Annotated in this window: 15 protein-coding genes; 8 read left to right on the forward strand and 7 right to left on the reverse strand. The window is 45.3% G+C overall.

Annotation, left to right across the window (positions count from 1 at the left end):
* The 4 genes from QUB25_RS26140 to QUB25_RS26155 all read right to left on the reverse strand — a co-directional run.
* The coding region (locus QUB25_RS26140; RefSeq protein WP_333187789.1) for a tyrosine-type recombinase/integrase at nucleotides 1–773 on the reverse strand (773 nt) is incomplete at its 3' end.
* A gap of 126 nt (nucleotides 774–899) precedes the next feature.
* Nucleotides 900–1,130 (reverse strand): hypothetical protein, encoded by a 231-nt coding sequence (locus QUB25_RS26145; RefSeq protein WP_333187791.1) that lies wholly within the window; start codon nucleotides 1,128–1,130, stop codon nucleotides 900–902.
* 480 nt (nucleotides 1,131–1,610) lie between these two features.
* A complete protein-coding gene (locus QUB25_RS26150; protein ID WP_333187794.1) occupies nucleotides 1,611–4,028 on the reverse strand; it encodes a pre-peptidase C-terminal domain-containing protein in 2,418 nt (805 codons plus the stop codon).
* A 621-nt stretch (nucleotides 4,029–4,649) separates the two neighbouring features.
* On the reverse strand, nucleotides 4,650–4,892 hold the full coding sequence (locus QUB25_RS26155; protein ID WP_333187797.1) for a hypothetical protein: 243 nt from the start codon (nucleotides 4,890–4,892) through the stop codon (nucleotides 4,650–4,652).
* An 828-nt stretch (nucleotides 4,893–5,720) separates the two neighbouring features.
* Between QUB25_RS26155 and QUB25_RS26160 the strand changes: the two genes are divergently transcribed.
* The 5 genes from QUB25_RS26160 (at nucleotide 5,721) to QUB25_RS26180 (ending at nucleotide 12,060) form a co-directional block, all read left to right on the forward strand.
* Nucleotides 5,721–6,068: a hypothetical protein gene (locus tag QUB25_RS26160; RefSeq protein WP_333187800.1), complete on the forward strand. Its 348-nt coding sequence runs from the start codon at nucleotides 5,721–5,723 to the stop codon at nucleotides 6,066–6,068.
* A gap of 1,016 nt (nucleotides 6,069–7,084) precedes the next feature.
* The gene (locus tag QUB25_RS26165) at nucleotides 7,085–7,279 is read left to right on the forward strand and encodes a hypothetical protein (RefSeq protein WP_333187803.1); all 195 of its coding nucleotides are present in this window, start codon (nucleotides 7,085–7,087) and stop codon (nucleotides 7,277–7,279) included.
* Nucleotides 7,280–8,402: 1,123 nt separating this feature from the next.
* Nucleotides 8,403–10,055, forward strand: coding sequence for a bifunctional DNA primase/polymerase (locus QUB25_RS26170; protein WP_333187806.1), 1,653 nt, complete (start codon nucleotides 8,403–8,405; stop codon nucleotides 10,053–10,055).
* Between the two features lie 404 nt (nucleotides 10,056–10,459).
* Nucleotides 10,460–10,891 (forward strand): hypothetical protein, encoded by a 432-nt coding sequence (locus QUB25_RS26175; protein WP_333187808.1) that lies wholly within the window; start codon nucleotides 10,460–10,462, stop codon nucleotides 10,889–10,891.
* Nucleotides 10,892–11,307: 416 nt separating this feature from the next.
* A complete protein-coding gene (locus tag QUB25_RS26180; protein WP_333187810.1) occupies nucleotides 11,308–12,060 on the forward strand; it encodes a leucine-rich repeat domain-containing protein in 753 nt (250 codons plus the stop codon).
* Nucleotides 12,061–12,259: 199 nt separating this feature from the next.
* Here QUB25_RS26180 and QUB25_RS26185 read toward each other — a convergent pair whose 3' ends face one another.
* On the reverse strand, nucleotides 12,260–14,014 hold the full coding sequence (locus tag QUB25_RS26185; protein WP_333187811.1) for a site-specific integrase: 1,755 nt from the start codon (nucleotides 14,012–14,014) through the stop codon (nucleotides 12,260–12,262).
* Nucleotides 14,015–15,006: 992 nt separating this feature from the next.
* On the opposite strand from QUB25_RS26185, the gene QUB25_RS26190 reads away from it, so the two are divergent.
* Both QUB25_RS26190 and QUB25_RS26195 read left to right on the forward strand, forming a co-directional pair.
* Complete coding sequence (locus QUB25_RS26190; RefSeq protein WP_333187814.1) at nucleotides 15,007–15,507, forward strand: hypothetical protein; 501 nt, start codon at nucleotides 15,007–15,009, stop codon at nucleotides 15,505–15,507.
* Between the two features lie 191 nt (nucleotides 15,508–15,698).
* Nucleotides 15,699–15,968 carry a hypothetical protein gene (locus QUB25_RS26195; RefSeq protein ID WP_333187816.1) on the forward strand — a complete coding sequence of 90 codons (270 nt, stop codon included), beginning with the start codon at nucleotides 15,699–15,701 and terminating at the stop codon, nucleotides 15,966–15,968.
* Nucleotides 15,969–16,634: 666 nt separating this feature from the next.
* Here QUB25_RS26195 and QUB25_RS26200 read toward each other — a convergent pair.
* Both QUB25_RS26200 and QUB25_RS26205 read right to left on the reverse strand, forming a co-directional pair.
* Complete coding sequence (locus QUB25_RS26200) at nucleotides 16,635–19,349, reverse strand: CHAT domain-containing protein (protein ID WP_333187818.1); 2,715 nt, start codon at nucleotides 19,347–19,349, stop codon at nucleotides 16,635–16,637.
* A 453-nt stretch (nucleotides 19,350–19,802) separates the two neighbouring features.
* Nucleotides 19,803–21,485 (reverse strand): M10 family metallopeptidase, encoded by a 1,683-nt coding sequence (locus QUB25_RS26205; RefSeq protein WP_333187819.1) that lies wholly within the window; start codon nucleotides 21,483–21,485, stop codon nucleotides 19,803–19,805.
* A gap of 548 nt (nucleotides 21,486–22,033) precedes the next feature.
* Between QUB25_RS26205 and QUB25_RS26210 the strand changes: the two genes are divergently transcribed.
* The coding region (locus tag QUB25_RS26210; protein WP_333187822.1) for a two-partner secretion domain-containing protein at nucleotides 22,034–24,007 on the forward strand (1,974 nt) is incomplete at its 3' end.

Genomic DNA, 24,007 nt, shown 5'->3' on the forward strand with positions numbered 1-24,007 from the left:
CCCCGGTTGAGAGCGTGGGAAGCGTGACAATGCCGCAACCAGTGAGCGCTAGCCTTCTCAGAAATTCCCGCGCGTTTAGCAGCTTCCTTGACCAAGTGCGTCACCGAACCCCTGTGCAAGCGGCCGCCGTTGGTAGCTTTGCGACTCCTGAAGATCGGCTCAGAATTCCCTGCATCTCCTCTGCTGTTCAAAATTTCCATATATAAAGTCTTTGGCAGCAGAACAACGCGAGTCTTGTCGCCCTTGCCATAAATCAAGAGTTGCCCGTTTTCACCGTTGGGGGTCAAATCCTCCCAATTCAAATCGCACAATTCCGAAGCCCGGAGTCCAGCGTAGTAAAAGGTTTTGAGGACAAGCTTGTTCCGATCGCACGGCTCCAAAGCAATCATCATCATCACTTCGATCTCAGAGAGGATTTTCTGCGAGAGTGTATCCTTCGGTTTTGGCGTAGTCAAGGCAGTCGCTGCATTAACTGGAATCAAACCAGTGCGATGAGCGAAAGATAGTAGACTTTTCACAACAGATATATAGGTGCGACGGGAGGAAGGAGACAACTCCTTTCCTTCCAACGTATCAGAGAAGCTCTGAAAATCTTGGAGAGTCAGCCACTGAAGGGGTTTATCAATAGTGGCCAGTAACTCTGTTGCAACGCGACGGTAGAGATCCGCCGTATTTTTCGACTTGCCGTGAACCCACAAATCAATTATTTGGGCATTGTCCGTGCCGGGAGCGATGACTTGTGGAGCCGGTGGATTGGAAGCTGCGAGAGTCATTTTGGGCATTCTTCAATACTACATTAGTAGGGTTATGTCATATTCCTCGATTTTAAATAGCCCCATCCGAGGGCTGGGATGTGGTCACGGCGTCACTCGGGACGAACTTCAGCATCTTAAGCTGGGTCAAAGGTGTGGCTTGATTTTCTGGCTGTTTGACGGCCGGAATTGTTTCGTCGGCACGCCCGGATTGAGTTGCCGGGCCAGAACGGAGGCTTGATATTGTCCATAGCCGACGACAATTTTGTATCCTCCACTTTCTTGCACTACTATGGGGGAAATGATGAAGCCGCCGATCGCCAGACCGATCTCACCAGCAATTTCGAGATCAAGGCGATCTGCGTTCCAGGCAGGCACATCAGATACTATGCGTTGGACAGCAACGAGCGAGGGTATTAGTTTTGTGGTAAGCCTGGTGCTTTGTCTTACGCATTTGTATTACAAACTCACAATTTGTAATACAGTCTTCAAGAGCTAGTAAGACTAAATCGTCACAAATAAGTAAGACAAATTTGCCACAAGTGTAGGACGGTGTGAAGTTAGAAGTTATACACCCTTAACATGAATAATTCGCTAGCTAGCAGCGCCGTTTCTATAAGGGTAATATCGAAGTTATTCATTTTTCTAGGTTCGCTGTAATGTGGCGTCTGGGCTTGTTTTACCTAAATATCTTACAAATAGCGCTATGTAAGACATAGTTTAAGCCCGTAAGACATACCTTAAGTAAGTAAGACAAAGTTGTCTGACACCAGATGGTATTCTCACCCGCTATTCTCTATAGAAATAGCGGGTGAGATAGTTCCCTATTGAGAATGCTGACGTTCGAGTTCGCTCTCTTTAGGCAATTGAGGAGTTATTATTTTGCCTAGCTTGGAGTTGCGGGTTGCTGAAGGGCAAGCTATACTCTTCTGCTGCCCCATAATTAACATTGAAACCGATATCCCTTAAAGAAGCAATGGTCAATTGGCTGGTGAGCTGCTTCTCATCTTTATCCCCCCATTCCACCATCATCTCAAGCCCAAAGTTTGGTACTTTGTTCCAGTGACCCAAGTCACTACCTGCACCTTTACCAGTAGTCAGTTCCACAGGAATTGCCGAGGACGTACCCAGAAGCTCTCCATAGTAAAGGCCGGCGTAGGAATTTGGGTTGTAAAGTCCTTTTTCTTCGTCAGCAATTAATTCGCGACCTTGGTCCCATAAAGTGCCAATTCCTAGAACGTGAGCAAGTTCGTGAATCATTGTGTCATACAAATACCTCTGATTGTCACGAACCTCACTTTCGGGATTGCTGTTGAGGGTAGCCTCACCACTAATAGACATCACGTTGCGATTCAAGTCAAGCGCCAAATCCCTTGGTCCCGCTGAAGCCAGCACATTTTCGTCTTGATTGGCAGCAGTGACATCGATTTTTATAAAGTGCGGACCTTCAAAAGTGCTATAAGAAATTACTTGTTCTAGCCTGTTGGCAGCTTGGCGCACGGTATTACGCTCGGCTTCAGTAAGGTCTTGCGTGCCCTCGCCGAAGTTGAGTTGAATGGAAAATTGCCGAGGATCGCTCGGCGCCGGTGTGAAATCTGTGTTCACCGCGTAATCAGATGTTTGTTTGTTGAAGCTCTTGGCTTGCAGAAAATAAGTTCCCGGCTGGAGGAAGGCGCGAATCGATTCATTACTGGTGCCTCGCTCCCACTGCCAAGCGACTACCTCTATTTCATCATCATCGATAAAGCCATTGCCATTGCGGTCTGCTACCGGATCAACTTGAGCGTTCCCGTTGAAATCCCGGATCAGTCGCACGTCAGCATCACCAGTCAAACCTGTCAAGTTAGCGCTGAAGACACCAGATTCACCTACTGTAAAGCTGTAATAGTTGTCAGGTTTGCTAGCACTGACTTGTCCGTTTTCGGAAAACTTTGCTGAATTTTCAACTTTTGCCACTGTCAAAGAAGAGTCAGCAGTTCGCTCTGGGAGAGACAGAGCGGGTGTTGAGGCGCTCGCTGATACGGTCAGGTTGTAAGTGGTATCACCCTCGAACTGCTTAACTAATAAAAAGTAAGTGCCAGCGGGCAATGCGTTGGTGGCAATCGCTTCTGTTACGTTATTCGGCGCTGCGGAAGACTCGATTATCTCATCCTCCTCGACAAAGCCATTGCCATTAGTGTCCTGAATTAGTTCTAAGTCAGCGTCAGCGCTCAAGTCTTGCAAGTTAACGTTCAGGTCGCTACTGCTAGAGAGAGTTAAGCGGTAGACATCTTGGACATCAACGTCTCCAACGAACTCATTCAATGTCGTGCTGCCCGTGAGAGGGTCGAAATCCCTTGCTGTGTTTAGGGTGTTGCCAGTGGTATCGGCTGGTGGCGTGAAGGGGGTCGCTGACAGGCTGAGGTTGTAGTTGGTATCGCCCTCGAACTGCTCAACCAGAACATAATAGGTACCTGGAGACAACAGACTGCTGATTTCTTCGGGAGCTGTACCTTCAGCGATTGAGGCTTCTAAGGATTCAAACTCATCTAGCAAACCATTGCTATTGAAGTCTTCTACGAGCGTTAGATCGGCATCGGCGCTCAAATCATCAAGGTTTAACTGGACAGTGCTGGTTGCATTCAGTGTAAAGCTGTAGATATTTTGGCTGTTTGCATTCCCTACAAAACCACTTATAGTTTCAAGGCTCAGGTTGCCCAGGCTCTGCGCTGCTGTTAAGCTAATTTCCAGAGGTGGCGCTTCACTTAATCGGCCTTCCTCAATACCATATTGAAGGTAGTGTTTTATGGCACTCAATCCGCCTGGGCTGACGACGCCGGCGACATCTGGGTTCAGTTGCAAATAATAATAAGGGTCGAAGATAGGGCTAAAGTTGCGGTTTTCATATTGCCCATATTTGACGAAGTGTTCGATGCCGGTGAGGGGATCTTTATTCCCAGTTCCTGCTTGTATAGCTGTGGCTACATCAGGGTTATTGGTGAGATAATAATTAGTATAAAATTCTGCAAACGGGTCGAGGTTTTCAAATTGACCACTGTTTAAGAAGTGGTCGATGGCTGTAGTTTGCCCTTGTTGAACGGCTGTAGCCACATCTGGGTAAGAACTTAGATAAAACTCTGTGTCAAACAGAATGCTTGGGTCACGCTGCTCAAATTTACCGACTGCTTGGAAATGTTGCAATCCACTATTGAAAACACCAGAAGCCACTTGCTGCGCTACATCTGGATACTGATTGAGATAAAAACTTTCATCCCATAAACTGTTGATATCTAGCATTTTTGGAAAGATGCTCCCTAAATTTTTCAGATGACATATTGCAAATATTAATACAGCAAAATGAAAGCCAGGGAAGTATGCCTAATAAGTAAAGTGGGGATTGCTTCACAAAAATTTTAATCGGTTAGTAAAAGATAGTTTTTGGGATGCTCACCCTACTGAATCTTAGAAACCTGCAATCTGCTGTAATATTTTTCCTAGCAATTATCAAAACCAAGCAAGTGTCATCTACCTAAACACTGATAAAGTTTAGTACCGTGAATATAGGTCTGTCAAGCCCCCATTCCGCACCCGAGACTGTGACAAGCGGTTTTTTCGGAAGTTAGAGCGAAAATTAAGTTTCTTTTTATACAAAAGTACCGATCTCTCGTGGTAATGATCGGCAGTCTCAAGCGATCTAATAACCAAAATCCGTAGTGTGCCAGTTGGGGGTGTGGAATGTGGGGTCAAGAGGACAACGTAAAGGGGAATGAGGGTTTACGCTAACACTAGGACAAAAAGGGGCCCCATCTAGAAACGGATGGGGCAACTGGGATTAGAGATTGAGAGGCACTCCCCTGACCAGATAAAATTCCACTGGCACTCCTGACGCTCGCAACCGCCGCTAAACGGTAATAGCCATCAATAATCTTGTAGTCGGAGGGAGAAAATCAGTATCGAGCCAGCTTTCCACTCCCCGTCCTGCATTGAAAGCGCGTAATCGTCAATCACAGCCTGATCAATCTCCCGTTCCTGTTCCACTCCAAAACAGAGGTATCCTCTGGCCATTTCAGGGGTAATGGTGACAGGAATCAATTCGCTTCTGTGGCCATCCGGGCTAGCAGAGCGGATAAGGGATTCGAGGTCGTCGTTGCTGTTGTTCATGGGCTTAGTCGTTTTAATTATTACTCTTCTCAAGAATTTAAAAAACCCCATCCAGTTTTAGGAATGGGGCGCGATCTGGTCTATGCCACTAATTTCAACATCTTGAGCATGGCTGAGGCTGTCGCTTGATTTTCGGATTCAAGCACGATCGCTGGTATCGTCTCGCCGGCCCGTGGGTTTTACCGCCGGGCCTTTCCCTGCGGCGTGATATTGTCCGTGACCGCTAACTACTCGGAATCCGTCGCCAGCCAAGCTTCACGACTAGGGGAGTTACGAAGCCACCGATCACCAAAGTGAGCGAACCAGCAATTTCTAGTTCGTTTCGATTAAAGTTGCAGGCTGGGATATCCGATTTTATACGTTTGACCTGGACGATCGACAGCATTAGTTTCTTGGTAAGCCTAGTGCTTTGTCTTACAATAATTTCTTACGTTATCACACTTAGTCTGACATTTTTCCCGAGTTAGTAAGACATTATTGTACAACATCAATAAGACAAATTTCCAACAAAGGTAAGACTTGTATTTATACGTCTTACAGTCTAGCCTGAGTCATTTGTTAGCTAACAGCGCGGTTTCTATCAGGCTGGTATTGAGGTTATTCATTTTTTTTAGGTTCGCTGTAATATGTGCCGTATGGTTTCGTCTTACAATAATCTCTTACGTTATCACAGTTAGTCTGACATTTTTCCCGAGTTAGTAAGACATTATTGTACAACATCAATAAGACAAATTTTAAACAAAGGTAAGACTTGTATTTATACGTCTTACCAAAAGTCAAGTGAGGTCTTATTCTTAAGTAAGACATCATAAGACACGAGGGAAATGTATGACAGAAAAGAAATCCGTCACCTTCCGCTGCGATGCGGATTTACTTGAAGCAATCGACAAACTAGGGAGAGAACGCTATCCTGCAAAAACTCCGCATGGGTGTGATCGCTCTAAAATTTTGATGGAAGTTTTGCGATTAAATATCGGGGCGTTATCTGATGGCTCTGTTATCTTGCGCGAACCTGCAAAAATAAGACAGCATCTGTCTGACAACTTAGATGAGCGCATTGCCGAAATCATTGAGCGTAAGACACAGCCTCTGCTGTCAGAGATAGCAAATATCAAGGCATCGCAGGCAAGCGCGATCGCGCAACTGAGGGCCGAGTTGGGGGAGTTGGCCGCCTGAGCGATCGCAACGAAGAGGAATCGCTCAGGCAGCAGCTTCAACAAACTCAAGAAGAACTCAAACAAACTCAAGAAGAATTCAAACAAGCTCAAGAGCAACTAGCAATTGCTAGCCAGGAATTAGACACCACCAACCTGCAACTCACAGCCGCCGAACAGCAGCTAGCAGAATTACGATCGCAACTTGACACAGAACGCGCCGATCGCCAGCAAGTCGAGACCCAACTTTCCGACCTACAAAAACGATTGGATGAAGTCGAACAGAATTCAGCACCAGTAATCGACTTATCCGATAAAGCTGGCGAAGTCATGAACTTCTTTAGGACTCTCCTGCCAAAAGACACCAAGCTACCAAAAAATACTATGACCAAGCTTAGGCAAATTTTGGAAGCAACAGAAGATTAGAAGGTCGATCGCCCGAGCGCCCCAAAAAAAGCCCCCGACGGAAATGTCAGAGGGCTTTTTTACACGATGGGTAATTGGCAATTGGTAATTGGCAATGAGTCTTTGCCCCAATTAGCAACACTATAAACGGCTTCAGGAGTTTTGGCGATTGGCTTTCGCGTACCGAAGTTTTAGAACACGATCCACTTTCTCTTTTGCGGCTGTGTAAGGAAGACCGGTATCGGCTCTGCCTACATAACCGTAAAAGTGAGTGGTGCAAAAGATTACCCATTCATCTTTACAGCGAATTTGACAGATAAAGTCTCTGTAGAAAAAGATAGTTTTGATAGCACCCATGATTTTTGTCCTAGTCATTAGTAGATGAGTAAGCGCCACACCATTAAATCATGGCTAATAACGTAGCGCCCGGTTATGGTCTAGCGTAGCAGTCAGTTGTAGCTACCTTGTGAAGTTAAAAGCACAAAGGCGATATTTGTTCATAAGGAAGCCACTGAATTTGTTGCGGGGGCTAGTGCTGACCAAATTTCTGTCGAAGTCGAGAAAATGTGATCGTCCCAAAACACAGAGCCCCAGCGTGATGCCGAGGGCTTTTTTATGAAGGGTAATTGATAATTGGTAATTGGCAATAGGTTGCCCCAATTAGTGCAGTATAGTAGCTCTGGAGTTTGGGCGATCGCTAACTTGATCGAACTATCAGAGGCCGCCGACTTGCTCAACCAATTGAAAGCCGAGCCAAAAAAATCAACCACAACGCTCGCAGATGTTGAGACAATCTTAGAAATTCTTGGGAGTGATGATAAAGATTGATTTTACTGGGAGTGAGGATGAAGCCGAGAGAGAGCAATTGATGGCACTCTGGGCAGCGGGCGATAGGAGTGCTTATTTCAAGCTGCACGATGCTATGTACCTTATGCAACTAGGGATTGAAGCATTCCCTACAATTTCTCATCAGCCTAACCCTAATGATAATTACTACAGTGATGAGAGCTCTCAAAGTAAGGACTCCTATCTTCCTAGATAATCAAGAAGTCCTGTGACGACACATCCCAGGATATTAGGAACTTTCCCCGGTAAATACCGGGTTTTTTTCGCTCGTTAGCTATCCGAGCCTCAAACCTTTACGGAGCAAGGATTTCAGGCGTTAATTATCGAATACCTCCCAGCTTCTTTTAGTCCAAGCCTCAAACCTGTATCCAGCCGAGGTTTCATCCATTTAAGTATAATTCTCAGCCCTAGGATTGATGCGTACCACTTATGATCCAATATCATCAAATGGCAGAGCTTAAGCATCACATTTTTTGAGTAAACGAGAATTTCAACCCTATAGGTGGTACGTATTTTGGGACAGATGAAAACAAGCCGTGAAGTAGCAGCGAGATAGGCACACACTAAAGCTTGCGTCCGCTTGACCCCTCAAGCAAGGCAAAAGAGGTTTTTTTAAAATAGTTGAGAGCTCGAGAGTTGCGTAATGGTGGGCTAACCCCGCAATTACAGAATCATTTTGTATTTCTATGAGTTTCTATTAGTTGTTTTTTTGCCTTCCATTTGATGAAAGGGAAACTCGACAGCAGGGCTTACGAAGTGACACTCTAGCGCGGCATACATAGATTTATTGCTAGTAATAATAGTAAATTGGTAAAGAATTATTGCGGTCGAGGGATTTAATAAATTTACTATTGCCAAGTTGATTCTTTGATCATAATATTATTGATATTGCGATAAGTTTGGGGTCACCACGGTGATTGCAAGCGATCGCAAGAAGCAGAACTAGCTTTCCGTTAGCCCTAAAATTGCAAAAAAAAATGGCCGCTTTGGGGGCGGGCCAAACAAAAAAATTCGTAATTTCAGTTTATCACTGCAAGTGTTGCAAGGCAAACTAATCTAGAACCCGCCCAAAAAAAAGCGGTCATACCTCCTGTCCAGGGCGAGTATGACCTTACAAAATAAGTTAGATTATCTTGACCAATCTAGTGAAGATTGCATTTCACTTGAAATCCCTTACACTTGGCCGCTAGTACCTGTCTGCGGTAAGCGACCTTATGAAAAGGGATGGACGCACAAATCATATAGTCACCCAGAAATTCTTGCTGAACTCCAAACTGGCAAGGCTACAGGCGTTGGCTTAAAGCTGGGAAACGGGCTGTTAGCGATCGACATCGATGGCGAATCAGCCACCGAACTGTTAAAAAAATTAGCAGGCAGCAACAGTCTCACGACTTTTTCAGAGACAATCGTGTGGACAAGCGGTCGCACCGGCCGTAAGCAATGCCTTTTTTCGGTAGGAGAAGCGGACTGGCATCGCATACGCAATCTACGCATCGGCACCGGGGTTAATGGTGATGATGGTAAAGAGGAATGCTTGGAATTTCGCTGGCTCGGTAGTCAAAGCGTATTGCCGCCAAGCCTCCACCCGGCGACAAACAAACCTTATATTTGGATCAACAATCCGCTCGACACTCCCCCGGCGATCGCTCCCGAATGGCTGATCGACCTCTGCGAAAATTGGCATAGCGAGTATGTCGGCGCTGAGGAGTTAGATTTGGTGCGCTTCCCGGTGCGATTGTTCGAGCACTTCGGCCGCCAGATGAGCGTCTGGTTGCTCGCGCGTCGCTTCGATCTATCCCGTCGCAACCCTGGCGGCAAACCGAAAGGGTGCGGGACGGGAAAATTTAACATCACGGCAGCAGCCAGAATTTTAAATCGCAGCGCCGGACACATCCGAAAATTATTGTGTGCCGCCAAGAATTCCGGGTTGATCCGCAATTACCTACAGCGGGGCAACTGGGTTACAGTTTTTTACACCAGCCTCGAAAGAGCGATCGCGATCGCCGGAATCGACAAGCTCGGCCCGGTCGCCGCCATCAACATTGACGAACTAGCTAACATCCACATCATCGCTACAGAAGTGGAAGCACAACATTTGCAACGAGCATCTTTTCACCGGCAACGGCAAGAAGAGATGCGGCAAATACAAGCCCAGGGCTCTGACCCTGGGCAACCGACGCAGCTAATTGCGCCGACCGCTCTGCACACCTGCGAAAAACCGGCGCGGGTACTGGGGAAGAGCGAGCGGTTCATGTTCTGTGAATCGGGTTTCCGCTTCTACGGCGGAAGTATTGAGGCGATCGCACAGTTGAGGGGAATTTCTCCCTCGACTGTGAGCCGCCACCTTTCCAATAGCTACAGACTGACGGCTGCACCTGTACGAGGCTTTCGTGAAGAATTGCCGCCAATAGTCAAAAAACAACTTGTGGAGCGTCTGCCACTCCTTCAAAATATGCCCCCAAAACTATGCGTGGAGGACGGCTTAATTTTGATGCGCGGGGAATGGTGGCAGCCTCACTGCAATGTCTACGTTCTCAATCATCGTCTTGTCTCAGCTAGGTGGCGGAGGGGGCGCATTCAGGCCGCGATTGATAAGCAAACATTATGCGTCAAAAACAGCTCGCCGGGAAATCCAGACAATAACTTTCTCTTATCAAACTCTTCTTTTCCCAAGAAAGACGAAGAGCCAGAGCGGGGAAAAGTTGCAGCAAAAAAACCGGAACAAGGAAAATCAAAAATGATCATGCCTCATCAATAACTAAAAAATGGGATGTTTTGCCGTGACTTGAAGCCTTGGGTCAGCTTTGCGCCTAACCTGACCTAGTATTACCTCGTTATAGTCCTAATAGAGAAATACACTTTTTCCGGTCTAGAATCCCCGACCAATTAGAACGAAGCCTGAATTGGAAAAAAAGTTGCGCTCTGTCACGCTGAAAGTAATAAAAGCTTGGCTGAGTGATCGCAACGACTTTTGTTATGCAGAAAGTGCGGTTATAATTTTTGCATTCAAATTACCCTTAAAATTGTGTATTGTACTCGCCCGAAATACATTTAGGGTGATTTTGTACAAAATCAATAGTCAATAAAAATACCAACCTCTGTCTTGTAGAAAATTTGTTATAACAAAAATGTAAACTCCAAAAAATATTGAGGTAAATAGTCATGACAGATTACACCCCCCGACGTTATAGAGAGCGTTATAAACTTGAGAAAGAAGGAAGTGCACCCAACCCTTACTGTGTAAAAGTTTCTGCTCTATCTGGAGTACCCTTATCTGGCACTGATGAGCTTTCAAACACTTATTGGGAGAAATATAAAACTCCACTCTACGACACCACAACAGAAGCTTTTACTCATGCTTATGGATGGGTAGATGCTAGCCTTTGTGAGCAAGCTGATCTAGATAAAAATGGAGAATCCTGTAAAAAGGCTTATGAAGAGCTTAGAAAGGAGCAGGGAGAATATTATAAATCTCGAACTCCTGAAGAAAGAGTGGAGCCACATATGGAGGAAGAGAAAGCATGGGAGAAAAAACTAGAGGAAGCATATAAAGCAGGTTGGGAAACAAAGTTACAGCAGTTTTCTGGTAATTGAGGTTCAGGAATATCGTAGGTAAGGACGGCACTGCCGTGTCCTTAAGGGAATCATCTAATAGGCTGATACTTAAATCTAATCGTTAGTAGCACTCTATATCTAAAAACTAAAACTGGCTCTTAAAAACGCCTTGATTTCTCACCCCATCTACGTTCTAGTTATTAAGTATCACTGTTGTATCCAATTTTAACGTGTTGGGTCAATTGTGTCTTACTTTTTGTCTTACAACAACTCTTACCTCTACCCTTACTCTCTAACCTCACCCCAGAAGCTAGAATGTTGGGGCTGATTTGATGCCAAGATGTTTGATGGGTCATTGTCTGACAATGAAGCCCCACTTCTAAAAGCTAGAGAATCAAATAAAACAGAAATATTTTGAATTTTGTGACAATAAATGCTAGGGAGAGATAAGAGACATGACGAAAGAGTATCCAGTGCCACCATTTGAGCAGGTTAGCGATCAAATGCAACTGCGGTTGCCCTTGCAGAATTTGAAAGAATTCCCACCAGAAATCGTCAAGTACACGACTCTAAAAGTGCTTGTACTCAGTGACAATCATATTACCTCCATCCCAAAGGAGCTAAGGCAACTCTCCCATCTGACAGGGCTTGACCTCCGTAATAATAATATTACCTCCATCCCAAAGGAGTTCGGACAACTGTCCAATATAGGAATCCTTGATCTCGGTAATAATGAGATTACATCCATCCCAGAGGAGTTTGGGCAACTATCTAATCTAAAATGGCTTGACCTCTACAACAATAATATTACCTCCATCCCAGAGGGACTAGGGCAACTGTCGAGTCTTAGGTGGCTTTATCTCAGTAAGAACCAGATTACTTTCATCCCCGAGGTGCTAGGAAAACTGTCGAATCTAATATACCTTGACCTCAGTAATAATCAGATTACCTCTATCCCAGAGGCGCTAGGGCAACTGTCCAATCTGATAGGTCTTGACCTCAGTAATAATCAGATTACGTGTATCCCAGAGACACTAGGGCAACTGTCCAGTCTGACAAAGCTTATTCTCGGTAGCAATAAGATTACCTCCATTCCAGAGGCACTAGGACAACTGTCCAATCTGACAGAGCTTGACATCAGGAACAATGAGATTACCTCCATCCCAGAAGCGCTCAAACAACTGCCGAAGCTGAAAATAGATGAATAGGCTAAGGAATCTGTAACAGTTTTCAGCTCTAAATAGGGAAATTGCAGTATTCGGACTTAGCTGCAAGGGTTACAAGTCGTAGGCTGGGAAAGCGCTGATTTATGAAATACAAACAAGCTGGAATCGGGGCAGACACGGAGGTTCTGCCCCTAAAACCGATTTGTTTGTACTTCACGAACCTGCAAAAGTGCTGTAATAGTCAAGTTTCAGCATCATCATTCTCAAATGAAACCACTACCAACGGTTCCACTATTGGTTCGGGCAGAATTCCCGCCGAGAGCGACTGCAACGCTTCCAAAGCCGGAGCCACCTTCTGAGAAGGAGTACGGCGATCGTAGATTTGAGCCTGAGTCCTCTGAGAGTGTGCCATTAAATCAGCCAAAGCCGCCAGAATTCCATCGCCAGCTCCCGACAATTTAAGGTGAGTAACAATTGAATCTCGCACCATGTGCGGTGTAAAAAGTTGACCTGTCAACCGATAGCTCCGGTTACGGAAGTAACTATTCAGAGCGCTAGTATTCAGCGGAGTACCATTGACTCTCGTAAAAAAATACCCATGCTTGGGATTGAAAATAGGCCGCCATTTTTCCAGCCATTCCGTCAAAAACGGATACAAGCTCTCTGGCAATTCTACTACTCGCTTTTGCCCGTTTTTGCAAAAACTATCACCCGTCTTGAAGTCACTCGCAGCGTGCTCAATAAACCACTTGCCATCGCGGTTAAATAGAGTGCGGCCCAACTCTAATTCCCTCAGCGTGCGGCTGCGGTCTGGAAAAGCACTCAACAGCATAAAAATTAAAGCGATTTGGTGACTTTTCGCGATCACCTTCAGCGGCCGATTCTTGCCACAGGCACTCCGCTCCCCACATTCCTCTACCAGCCTTTTCACACAGGCTAAAAATACTGGCCAATCGAGCCATTTCTTCGATTCATCGGAACGGCGCGGGGTTTGATTTACCCTGATCATAATATCGCGCTCCAACTGTCTTAATTCCTCAATAATGGGAATGTCTTTGTACCCGACCTGCTTGCCACCAACAAGGTGGCGACTGCGCTGTTTCGATGCTTTATGATAAAGATATTTCGCCACAGCTACCAGACATTCCACAGCTTTAAGTTCAGTATTGGGAGAAGCGCCTCGGAAGTCTCTCAACCATTGTAAGTGAGCCTCAATTAAGTCTATCACTGCATCTATCCCTGCTTCATCTTTCTTGCCTTCAGGAGTTAATCCACTGTAAGCCACCAGTTTTTTGAGACTTAACTCTTCAAGGGGGATACCCTGATCACGGTGGAGCCAACCTAACACCCTCTTCGCTGCTTGAACGTTACCCATTCCACTAACAGGGCGCAAAGCTCGATCTTGGCGATTGCGATTCCCGACCGGAGCAGTTTGGAATTTCAAGAAAAGATCGAGTTCCTGTTGCAAATCAGGCAAAATCTCTGCAGGTTTCAAGGTATAGTGAAAATTAGGGCAACCCCGAGTGATTTGGCGCTCTGTAACGCGAGGTTTGTCCTTACTGAAGCTTCTTGTATTTCGCATCTTCGGACAGCGTTTCTCTCTTTCTTTCTCTATAGCAAGAACTCCCCACTTCCACCAAGATTGTTGCTGATTCCACAAGATAAACTTTGTCAGGTGCATTCGATAAGTTCGACGTATAGAGAGCGTACACTTCAAAAAAGTAAAAACCTCATCTTGATAACTCAGAGCATTCTTTAATTCATGGGTAGGAATTTTTTCCATCAATTTCCAAGCTGTTTTTGACTCAATTGAAGTCAATTTGTTGCCCTTTGGTAAAGGCACGTTATACTTAGGCAAAACATATCGGAATACAGCGGTTCTCAGGAGAGTTAATTGATGATTTTTAGCAACAAGATTTGTTGACTGGTAATCTTGCTCGTAGAGGCTGTAAGCCTCAGCCCAAGTTTGCGGTACGGTATTGATGAGTCTGTCCATTTTTAACTCCTTTAGGGGGTATTTATCACACTTTAGCATTGATTGAATGGCATTCATTTTGCTGTTTATCTATTAAGATAGAAGCAAATAAATGCGGTGAAACTCTTGCTGGTAAATCTTTACAGCTTTAAGCTCTAGCTCAAACGTGATAAATAACTGTCAGAATACTTATCACGCTATTTACACTTGAGTTTCTGTCAGCAAAGCCTTGAAAAAAAACAAAAAAGCCGGGACGGTAATCCGCCCCGGCCAAGGGTGTTTTATTCAATTATTGCTTTGACTCTTGTAACCTTTTTTGCCTATTTCAAAGTCTCCTTGCTTATTAAATTGGGTACCAAACTCTCACTTCGCTCTGCTCTGGAAACGAGCCAAAAAAAGGAGCTCCTAGTTAGGACTCCTGTATAGGTCGTTTTATTAGCATTAATCGGAAAGCCGTTTCTTGGCTGGGAGGCATTAAGAAAAAAAGCGCCTGCAAAACAAGATGACTAGCAGAATTTTAGAGAGATGTATGAGTGCTGGTTTCAGATAGCAGTGGTGACTTTTTGGAAAACACTAAAGTGTTATATTCCTGAAAGTTGTGACTGCTGTAAAACAGGATAGCATTAATGAATTGGAATTGACAAGAGTTAGTGGTGATGACCGTCGGTTTGAGATTTGAGAGCGAGCGCCTGAAAGTCGTCAAGAGGAATGCAAGCGGAACCAAACCCATACCAAACCGGTGCCAATTTTTTAGTCCCCAATGACTTATCTTCTTGCCAAAGTTGCCCAAATTTTGAGAAGTTTCTGGCTGTTCTGGCTGAAAAACTAGAAAGCTTGCAAGGATTGAAGGCTGAGCAATTACAGGCGTTACTCAGGTGTTAATCTATCAATTTCTCGCAAGGCGTTTCTACCCCCCTCATAAAAAAGTTTTTTTTAGTCCAGTCAATTTCCAGTGAGCGACTGGACTAATCAGAGTTACAATTTGTCCAGTGTTAAACTGGACAAACTGGACTATGGAAACTTACCCGATCGCAAGCCTGCAAGACCGCTACAACCTAAGCAGCAAGCAATCTGTGTACGATCGCATAAAAGCTTTATCGATCGAACCCGTAGCCCGAGGCAAAATATCCAGTGACCAACTGGACAAACTGGACAAGTTAAATCAGCATCTAAAATCTGGTGGCACCCTATCTGATTTTGAGAGCAGCCACACCGAAATTTTCAAAACAGAAGCGATCCAACCTGCGACCCCAACAGCTATAAATCAAGACAGAGAAAACTTTCTTGAGCTCATCGAGGCGATCGCTCGGCACATTGGAGCAACTCGCGATCCTCTGCAACATTACTCCGCGTTGGAACAGGCGATCGCCTCCGGTTGGATTCTATCGACTGCCGAAGTTAGAGCCCTCATCGGAGTTAAGCCTAGCGGTGATCAATTCAAGCGGGGCGCTTTTGCATTCATCCGAGCCGACAAAGTTGGGAATCAGGCTGGATGGAAGGTTGAAAAAATATGAGATTTTAAGGATCTCGCTTTGAATAATGGTTGTTCAGCATCGGCGAAGTTTGATCGCTCATCAGAGTCAAACCGCACGACGTTCAAACCAATCGCAGAAGCTTTGCGTTTGTATAGAGAGTTGTCGATGTAATTAGGTATGAGGCTGAAACAGCTAACACCCTCACCAGCATTGGCAGAGTCTACTCAAATTTGGGAGAGAAGCAGACAGCGCTGGAGTATTTGAACCAGTCCCTGACCCTTTTTCGGACACTCAAAGATCGCAGTGGCAAAGCCAACACCTTCCTCGATCGCAGTGGTGAAGCCCACATCCTCCTCGACATCGGCTTAGTCTACTCAGATTTAGGAGAAAAGCAGAAAGCGCTAGAGTATTACAACCAGTCCCTGACCCTTTTTCGGACACTCAAAGATCGCAGTGGGGAAGCCAACATCCTCAACTCCCGCAATCAAGCGTCATCATAAAGAGTTTCAGATTGGTGATCGGGTACGGGTTCTCGATAATGGCTTGCATCATGGGAAGGAGGGGGAAGTGTTGGCCATTAGTTATGGAAGTATTGAGAATGACTACCGCATCACACTCGACAAGGAATCACACCTTAGTGGCGAAGTTATCGTCACAGTTCCCCACTCCCAAAAGTTCCCCATCTTAATGAAGCTGTAGCAGTTCTCCGCCCTGGCTCAGGTTATGAACCTATCCTGCTCTAGCCTTCGGGTGTGGCGTGTTAGGTATTTAGGGCTTGCTGGATAAGTGCAGAAAGGTTGCACAGCCTGGTTATGTGATCGTGCGCCCAAAAAAAGTGGGCAAGATAAACAGGTAAGGCATTGCTGATTCTGGCGTATGAATAAACTTTTCGCTTGATGTTACAAAACTCACTTTACTTGGCTTATAGCCATTCCGAAAACTTGAATTCATACTTGTATTCAGCAACGCCGAAATTATTATCCTACTCCTATTCTAATTAAAGTAGGGTGCGTCGCCGCCAGAATTCTGATTATTTACGACTATCAATGAGCGACGCACCCTACCGCTATACTCTCGCCCGAAGTGACAAAAAAGAGATAATATTAGATCGAGCCGCTTTTTGTTGCTGACAATTACAACAACAACCAACCTTATTCCGCTCTATTCTACAGCCAGTTACCGATAAGGATAAAGGAGGCCCATTTAGCGGGGTGTATATTCTTGTTTCGATCGACCAGCGCCTTCTGTGCTTCCTTTAGCGCTTCTGCTTTGCTCATTTGCGATCGCAAGTTATCGTAAAACTTAGCGACTAATTCTTGTGTAAAAGCATCATCAACATACCAAAGAGAAGCCAAAGCACTTCTGACGCCTGCTTGCACGGTAATGCCAGCCATACCGAGTGTCGCACGGTCATCTCCTATACCCGTTTGACAAGCCGTGAGTGCGAGCAACTCCACGGGCTCTGTACCTTTATTAAAGCGGCGAATATCACTCTCTAGCTGAGTAATTGTAATCTTCTCGTTATTACCTGTCACTAGAAAGCTATCTTCTGGAATAGTGCCAAATTGACCGTGAGTGGCAATGTGAATAATCGGGTAAGCCGTTTGTTTAAGTTCTTGCTCTAAGCTCTCGGGAGTAAACTGTTCGTCCAAGAGTTTCTTGCTACCTGGAAATAGCTTTATAACTCGATCGATTTCATCGGTGACATTTGCCAAAGCCTTAAATTTTTCACCATCAACGGTAGCGGCTTCGGTTAAGCCCAAAGCTAGCGTCCGCCGACTTGGAAAATTTAGGGGTTTAGGAGATGTTAAGCGCAAACCGGGAGTCGTAGCAATGGCGTATTTCTGAACTAGAAATTCTTCACCATTGTGGAGCGCAGCCATCGGTACGCTGCGTAATAGCCCATCTTGGATGAAAACGAGAGTTTTAATTTTTCTTGGTGTTAAATCGGAGGCGAAAGGGCGAATCAGCAAGTTATATAGATTTTGTGCTGGTGTTAAAAAAGCGTCAGTAGGATCGTAAAATTTCTGAATTTCTATACGAAACTTTTTGATTTCTTCTGTAAGTTTTTTACTATCGTTTATCCAGACTAGCCGTTTAAATCTTCTTTCAGTATTTGGCTTTCCCTTCTCGTCAGAGTTGGGTAAACTCACCACAATCGCCGTTCGATCCTCCAAAATTATAGAACTAAAGACAGCAGTGTCTTCTCTTTCTAAGTCATCAACTCGTTCTGGCTCAAAAACGGTAAAGACACACTCATTGCCGAAGTAATTTTGCAATTCTGCTAGTTTCAAAGAATCGATCGCGTTGAGTGCAGAATCGAGTTCCTTTTGGTACTCTTGACTTGCAATGGGCAGCGCTTCAGCACGCTCTAGCTTTAACTGAGCAAACTCACGGTAGAGAGGAGTAATCGTATCCCGGAAGCTAAATTGCAAGTCTCGCGGGGTAATTAACAAATTGTCTCGAATACCTCCCTCACCTTCTAAAGTTGCGATCGCGCGTTCGTAAGCAGCAATTGCCTCAGATTCTTTCGCCTGTGCTTTAAATATTCGTCCCGCTTGCCACTCCCACAAATAAAGACTATCTTTAGCAAGTAAGTTTTGGTCGGCTGCCAACCTTGCCTGTTTGGTAAAATCTAAGGCTTTATTGTAGTCTTTGTGACATTCGTAGAGATGACCTAGTTTACCTAAAGCAAATGATTCGGAGCGAGAATCTTTAATGCTTCGAGCAATAAAAACAGCTTTTTGTAGGAGTTCCTCTGCTTGCGATTCGTTGAGTTTTCGCCGTCGGCATTGAGATTGAAAAGAAGTATAATTAATAGAATCAACAGGTTGTTCTAGTTCGGCTACATCGATCGCTGCATAGACTTTATTGGGAGAATCCGGGATGCTATTAAGTAGGGTTAGAGCTTCTTGCAATGCTTGCTCTGCTTTATTAGTGTTGTCAGGTAACTTAAAATATTTTGGGCGGTAATAAAGTTGAATCAAATTGAGAAGCGATCGCATTTGACTCGATCGATCGTTTTGAGTGCGACTCTGTTCGAGACTGATCTCGAAATAATCTAAAGATTTTGTGTAATCGGCAGTAGCTGATTTAATGAATTCATTAGCCTTATTTTCTGCATTTCTGAACTTAGCAGAATCAGCACGCTGCTCGTTGAGTTGAGCTTTACTAAAGTAAGTATTACCGAGACTATTAAGCACTGATGCGCGATAAACTGAGGGGTTAATCTCCCCGACAATCTTTAAGCTAGCCTCTAGAGTTTCAATGGCTCGATCGTACTTTCCTGTGAGGCGATAGGCTTCTCCCAAACTTCCCAAAGCCGCCGCTTCTCCCTGGCTATCTCTAAATTTTTCGGCAATTTGCAAAGCACTTCCTTCACTTTTGGGGCAAATTTCATCAGCCTCAGAAGCACCGCATAAAAGCGATCTCGCTTCTTTATTTTGCCCCAAACGGCTGTAGGTTTGAGCGAGTTCTGTGAGTAACCGTCCCACCTTCACGAAATCTCCAGAGGAACGATAGTTGGTGATCGCACCTTTCCAATAATCGATCGCTGACCCGAATTGACCGATTTGTTGATAAGCTATGGCTAGTTTTTCTCGAACGATCGCCTCGTTAGCACGGTTGTTAGTGCTTTGATAGGTGGTTAAGGCGGTTTGCCAAAGTACGATCGCGCCTTGCACGTCTCCTGTTTTATATCGTTCGATTCCTTGTTGTACGATTTGGCTGGGATTGGCAGACTGTGCGGTTGCTACTTCTGGCCATCTTAGTTGTAAAGGATTAAAAGAAACATGACTCAGCCACAGACAAATGGTGAGACTGGTTAGGAATAAAATTACCAGAACATGGCGGACACGGAATCGGCAATGTCGGCTTGGCATAGTAGTAAGCTATGGTAGGTTTTCATGAAGATTTTAATTCTCGATTTTGCCACAAAACCAAGCTGGAGTTTAAACTCCAGCTTGGTTTTGGTTTGCAATTAACTTAGCATAACAGGTGAATGCCTGACTTCGACATTGATTATTGTCCATCGAGCGAACATTTTCCGATCGCGTGATTATAATGTGGGGTGTTCTCTCTTCTGCGAGCGATAGCGAGCGAAGGCTTGTCCAACTGTTCGATCGCAAGTTGGTATTTTTTGAAATCGATCGAATTGTACCAATGATTCAGACTTGCTATATAACCACTGAGCTTGAAAAACTAGGTTTTCAAGCTGTTGTGCTAAGCATAGCCAAACTTAAACTCAGGAGAAAATCATGGACTCTATCAAAGAAAGAGACAACACAGAATTTGAGTCAAAAGTGTCCGAACTGCTGCCTGACTTAGCTCAATTGCTAGACAATTGAAACAGAGCCAAGCGTATAATTCTTGAGGAAAATGAGGGAATCATTTGCAGAATTGAATCCAGCCACTGCGTCATTGAAAGCGATGAAGGTTCCAGCTAGATCGGAAACTGTAAATGCTTCAGCACTGTTGGCTGTAAACACACCACTGGTTAGTAAAGTAGAGATAGCTGCTTCACTCAAACTAGCTGCATTACCAGCAGGGGTAGTGAGTGTTGCTGCAACTATATAACTAGGAGCATCAATTTGGTCACCAATAGAGTAGTCAGTAATCACATCATAGTTGGCTAACAAGGATTGACTGAGAGCCGTGTAGGTAAATCGATCGCTCCCACTCCCACCAGTTAAGATATCTTTGTCATTGCCACCCACGAGAGAGTCATTGCCCTTGCCACCGATTAAAGAGTCATTGCTAGCCCCACCATTAAGGGTGTCATTACCAGACCCGCCGATTAAAGAGTCATTGCCAGCCCCACCGTTGAGAATGTTATTGAACTCATTGCCAGTAATCAGATCGGCAAAAGCAGAACCATCGGCATTCTCAATTATTGCACCATTAGCAATAGTAAATCCGCCAAAAATACCCTCGGCAGAAGAGATATAACCACCAGCACCTGCCCCATCTACAGCAGGGTTGAGCGAGGCATCATTGAGATCGATCGTGACACCCGATACTGCCCCCACACCACTAATAGTATCAATTCCGCCAGCATCCCAAATACAAGAATAATAGGTACCTGATTGGTTGGCCGTGGGCAGGAAGTATGTGTCGTTACCAGTTTTGTAGCTGTTGTTTGCCCCATAAAGATACTGAATAGCAGCAATATCAAACGCCATAGGTGTGCCTTGATAGCCGTAGTCCTCTGTACCTGGAGCACCACCACTGTTAACTAGCCCATCATTGTAGGACATGGTGGTGTAAACGCCCTGGTTCAAGCCATAGTCCCCTGTATCCCAAAAGGCGGCGGTAACTCCTGGATAAATTGATGAACTGCCTTGATTGCTATGGGGGTGATCCAGCCCTAATCCATGTCCAAGTTCATGAATTAAAGTGGTGAAGTTAAAGTTACCTTGCACTATTCCATTAGTATTCCAACCCCCTCCTTCCCTGTTGAAATAGCCAATTCCCTGTCCATCTGTTCCAGGAGGACAGAACATTCCTAAGTTATCATCCGCATCGGCATTACCCACATTATAGAAGCCAAAGGTAGCTGATTCATTATTGTCCCCAGCATTCACAAATTGAATATTGGCAACCGCTGACCAACTGTTTAAAGCGTTTACCATAGAAGCTTTTTCCCCTGAAAACCAGTCATAGGGGTTTTGGGCGATGTCGTCGTAGTAGGCGTCATCAAAACTGGCAGTTTGGGAATTCCAGAAAGAGTAATCAATCGTTGTTGTTGACGATGAACCTGATTTCCAATAATTCCCACCCCAGAGAATGCCATCAATGTAGACATTGCCTGTGAAATCCTTATTGCCAACAGGCAACTTAGCAATTTCTGAAATCGGGGGCAGTGTGCCTTTACGAGCATCTGCAACACCTTTGCTATTAAGGTCTGCCTGGAATGCAATATCAGTTGGGATGGTCGCGATGGGTTTGACTTCCAACTCATTTTCAATGTAGGGATTTGTAGAAGAAATTGTTTTTTCAAAAGTCATTTCAGAAGACATAGTTGGTTGCTCCTAGTGATTTCATCCGCGTGATTTATACGATAGGATGTCAAATAGAAAGAACGCATTAACCTTCTGTGCCAACTTAATGACATAACCCAACTAATAAAAATACAAACTTGTGCAGGCAAGTTTGCATAAGCGTGCAATGTTAGCGCGACATTATCGCGCTGATCCTCTGAAAGCATCAACGACAATAAGGTGTAGACTCGCTTGCTGGGCATGGGCAAGAATTGTTTGCATTTTTCTTGCTTTTCTCAATGCAATCGCAGAGAATTCGTATATGGAGTGCTTAGTCTCCCAGAATTGCTTTGTTTATAGGGCTAGAAAAATTCTAGTTTTAGACGATTCATTATTCATAATTAAAAATGGGTTAGAGACCCCCAGTTCTTAAGCAGCTTACGTTTAGGTGGTTTAAAATCGAACTGAAGCTTTCAGCCCGAAATTTATTTGGAGGATGTTTATCGGGTAAGTGCAAGATGTAAGTTAAGGCCACTCAAAAAGAAACTCTAGTGATAGATTTATCAATATGTTTTAGAAACCAACCTATGATTGCTAAAAGCTGGTTCGATCGGTGTTGGCAGTGGCAGATTGGGGGTTGCGTCGCCATATTTGGGACACTCCTCGTAGGAGGGGGCGATCGCGCTAACGCCCAAATCGTGCCTGACAATACGCTAGGTGCTGAAAGTTCTGTCGTTACACCCAAGGTCAATATACGGGGTATTCAAGGCGATCGCATTGATGGTGGCGCAATACGAGGCGCTAATCTGTTTCACAGTTTTGAACAATTGAGTGTTTTAGAAGGACGAGGCGCTTATTTTACCAATCCAGCAGGGATATTAAATATTCTCTCGCGCGTCACCGGGGCGAACCGTTCAAAAATTAATGGCAGGTTGGGAGTTGATGGCAATGCCAATTTGTTTTTGATCAATCCAAACGGCATTGTGTTCGGGCCATCTGCCAGTTTAGACGTGCAGGGTTCATTTTTGGCAACGACAGCGAATGCCGTCAAGTTAGGGGATACCGGACTATTTAGCGCTTCACAACCGAGTTCGAGTAATTTACTCAGCGTCAGTCCCTCAGCTTTGTGGTTTAATGCCGTTGCTGCTCAACCCATTGTTAATCGATCGCAAGCACCAAGTTTAATTAATCAACCTAACTCAGGAGGTCTTCCCCCAGGGCTACAGGTGCAACCGGGTCGAACTTTAGCGCTAGTTGGTGGGAATGTATTCCTAGAGTCCGGGAGACTGACAGCAGCCGGAGGACGCATTGAACTCGGCAGTGTGGCCCGAGTGGGAGAAGTAAGTTTGAGTTCTAGTGGGAACAACTTTGTCCTAGGGTATGACTCGATTAATAATTTTGGCAATATCTCATTATCTAACAAGGCGTTTGTGGATGCCAGTGGGGCAGGGGGCGGTGATATTCAGATTCGCGGTGGGCGGTTTTCGATGACACAACGCTCGAATATTTGGGCTAACACCTTGGGGGCAGAAAATGGCAAACAGGTACTGGTAGGCGCAACAGAGGTTGAGCTGAGTGAGAATTCATACCTGACGGCTGATGTGACTGACACAGGAACGGGAAGTGGAGGAGACATAAGAATTGACACGGGGCGCTTGCTGGTGCGCGATGGGGCACAGGTATCAACCACTACCAGTAGAGGTTCAGGCAACGGTGGCAGCTTGCAGATTACCGCTGCTGAGTCGGTCGAGGTCATTGGTGGTAGATCAGCCTTTAATCCAGGGAGCAGTGGCTTGTTGACTTCTACTTTTTTTGGGAGTGGGAATGCAGGGAATTTGAGCATTAATACGCGGCGCTTGGTGGTGAGCGATGGGGGATACGTATCAGTCGATTCTTTCAGTTCAGGCAAGGGCGGCAGCTTGCAGATTACGGCAACGGATTCGGTTGAGGTGATTGGAATATCAGCCGATGGTCGGGTGAGCAGTAGCTTGTCTGCTACTGGTACTCGTGGGGGTGCAGGGGATGTGAGCATTCAGACGCGGCGCTTGGTGGTGAGCGATGGGGGAGAGGTATCAACCGATACTTACGGTTCAGGCAAGGCTGGCAGCTTGCAGATTACGGCTTCTGATTCGGTTGAAGTGATGGGAGAATCAACAGCCAATGGTTTCAGACGTAACAGTGGCTTGTTTGCTCGGAGTGAGACTTCTGGTAGGGGAAATGCAGGGGATTTGAGCATTAACACACGGCGCTTGCTGGTGCACGGGGCACAGGTATCAACCGGTACTTTCGCTTCGGGCAAGGGTGGCAGCTTGCAGATAAAGGCAACGGATTCAGTTGAGGTGATTGGTAGCTCAGCCAGTGGTCAGTTACCCAGTGGCTTGTCTACTGAAAGTAAAGGGAGTGGAGATGCAGGGGACTTGAGGATTGACACGGGGCGCTTGCTGGTGCGCGATGGGGCAGCAGTATCAACCGCTACTAGAGGTTCGGGCAACGGTGGCAGCTTGCAGATTATGGCAACAGATTTGATCGAGTTGATCGGCATCTCAGCCGATAGTCAGTTC

Source organism: Microcoleus sp. B3-D7, from assembly GCF_036705305.1.
Taxonomy (GTDB): domain Bacteria; phylum Cyanobacteriota; class Cyanobacteriia; order Cyanobacteriales; family Microcoleaceae; genus Microcoleus.

Coding starts and splice junctions, on each gene's coding strand:
- QUB25_RS26155 (WP_333187797.1), bottom strand. CDS start 4,892: ATGAACAACAGCAACGACGACCTCGAATCCCTTATCCGCTCTGCTAGC.
- QUB25_RS26180 (WP_333187810.1), top strand. CDS start 11,308: ATGACGAAAGAGTATCCAGTGCCACCATTTGAGCAGGTTAGCGATCAA.
- QUB25_RS26185 (WP_333187811.1), bottom strand. CDS start 14,014: ATGGACAGACTCATCAATACCGTACCGCAAACTTGGGCTGAGGCTTAC.
- QUB25_RS26190 (WP_333187814.1), top strand. CDS start 15,007: ATGGAAACTTACCCGATCGCAAGCCTGCAAGACCGCTACAACCTAAGC.
- QUB25_RS26160 (WP_333187800.1), top strand. CDS start 5,721: ATGACAGAAAAGAAATCCGTCACCTTCCGCTGCGATGCGGATTTACTT.
- QUB25_RS26170 (WP_333187806.1), top strand. CDS start 8,403: ATGACCTTACAAAATAAGTTAGATTATCTTGACCAATCTAGTGAAGAT.
- QUB25_RS26175 (WP_333187808.1), top strand. CDS start 10,460: ATGACAGATTACACCCCCCGACGTTATAGAGAGCGTTATAAACTTGAG.
- QUB25_RS26205 (WP_333187819.1), bottom strand. CDS start 21,485: ATGTCTTCTGAAATGACTTTTGAAAAAACAATTTCTTCTACAAATCCC.
- QUB25_RS26200 (WP_333187818.1), bottom strand. CDS start 19,349: ATGCCAAGCCGACATTGCCGATTCCGTGTCCGCCATGTTCTGGTAATT.
- QUB25_RS26150 (WP_333187794.1), bottom strand. CDS start 4,028: ATGCTAGATATCAACAGTTTATGGGATGAAAGTTTTTATCTCAATCAG.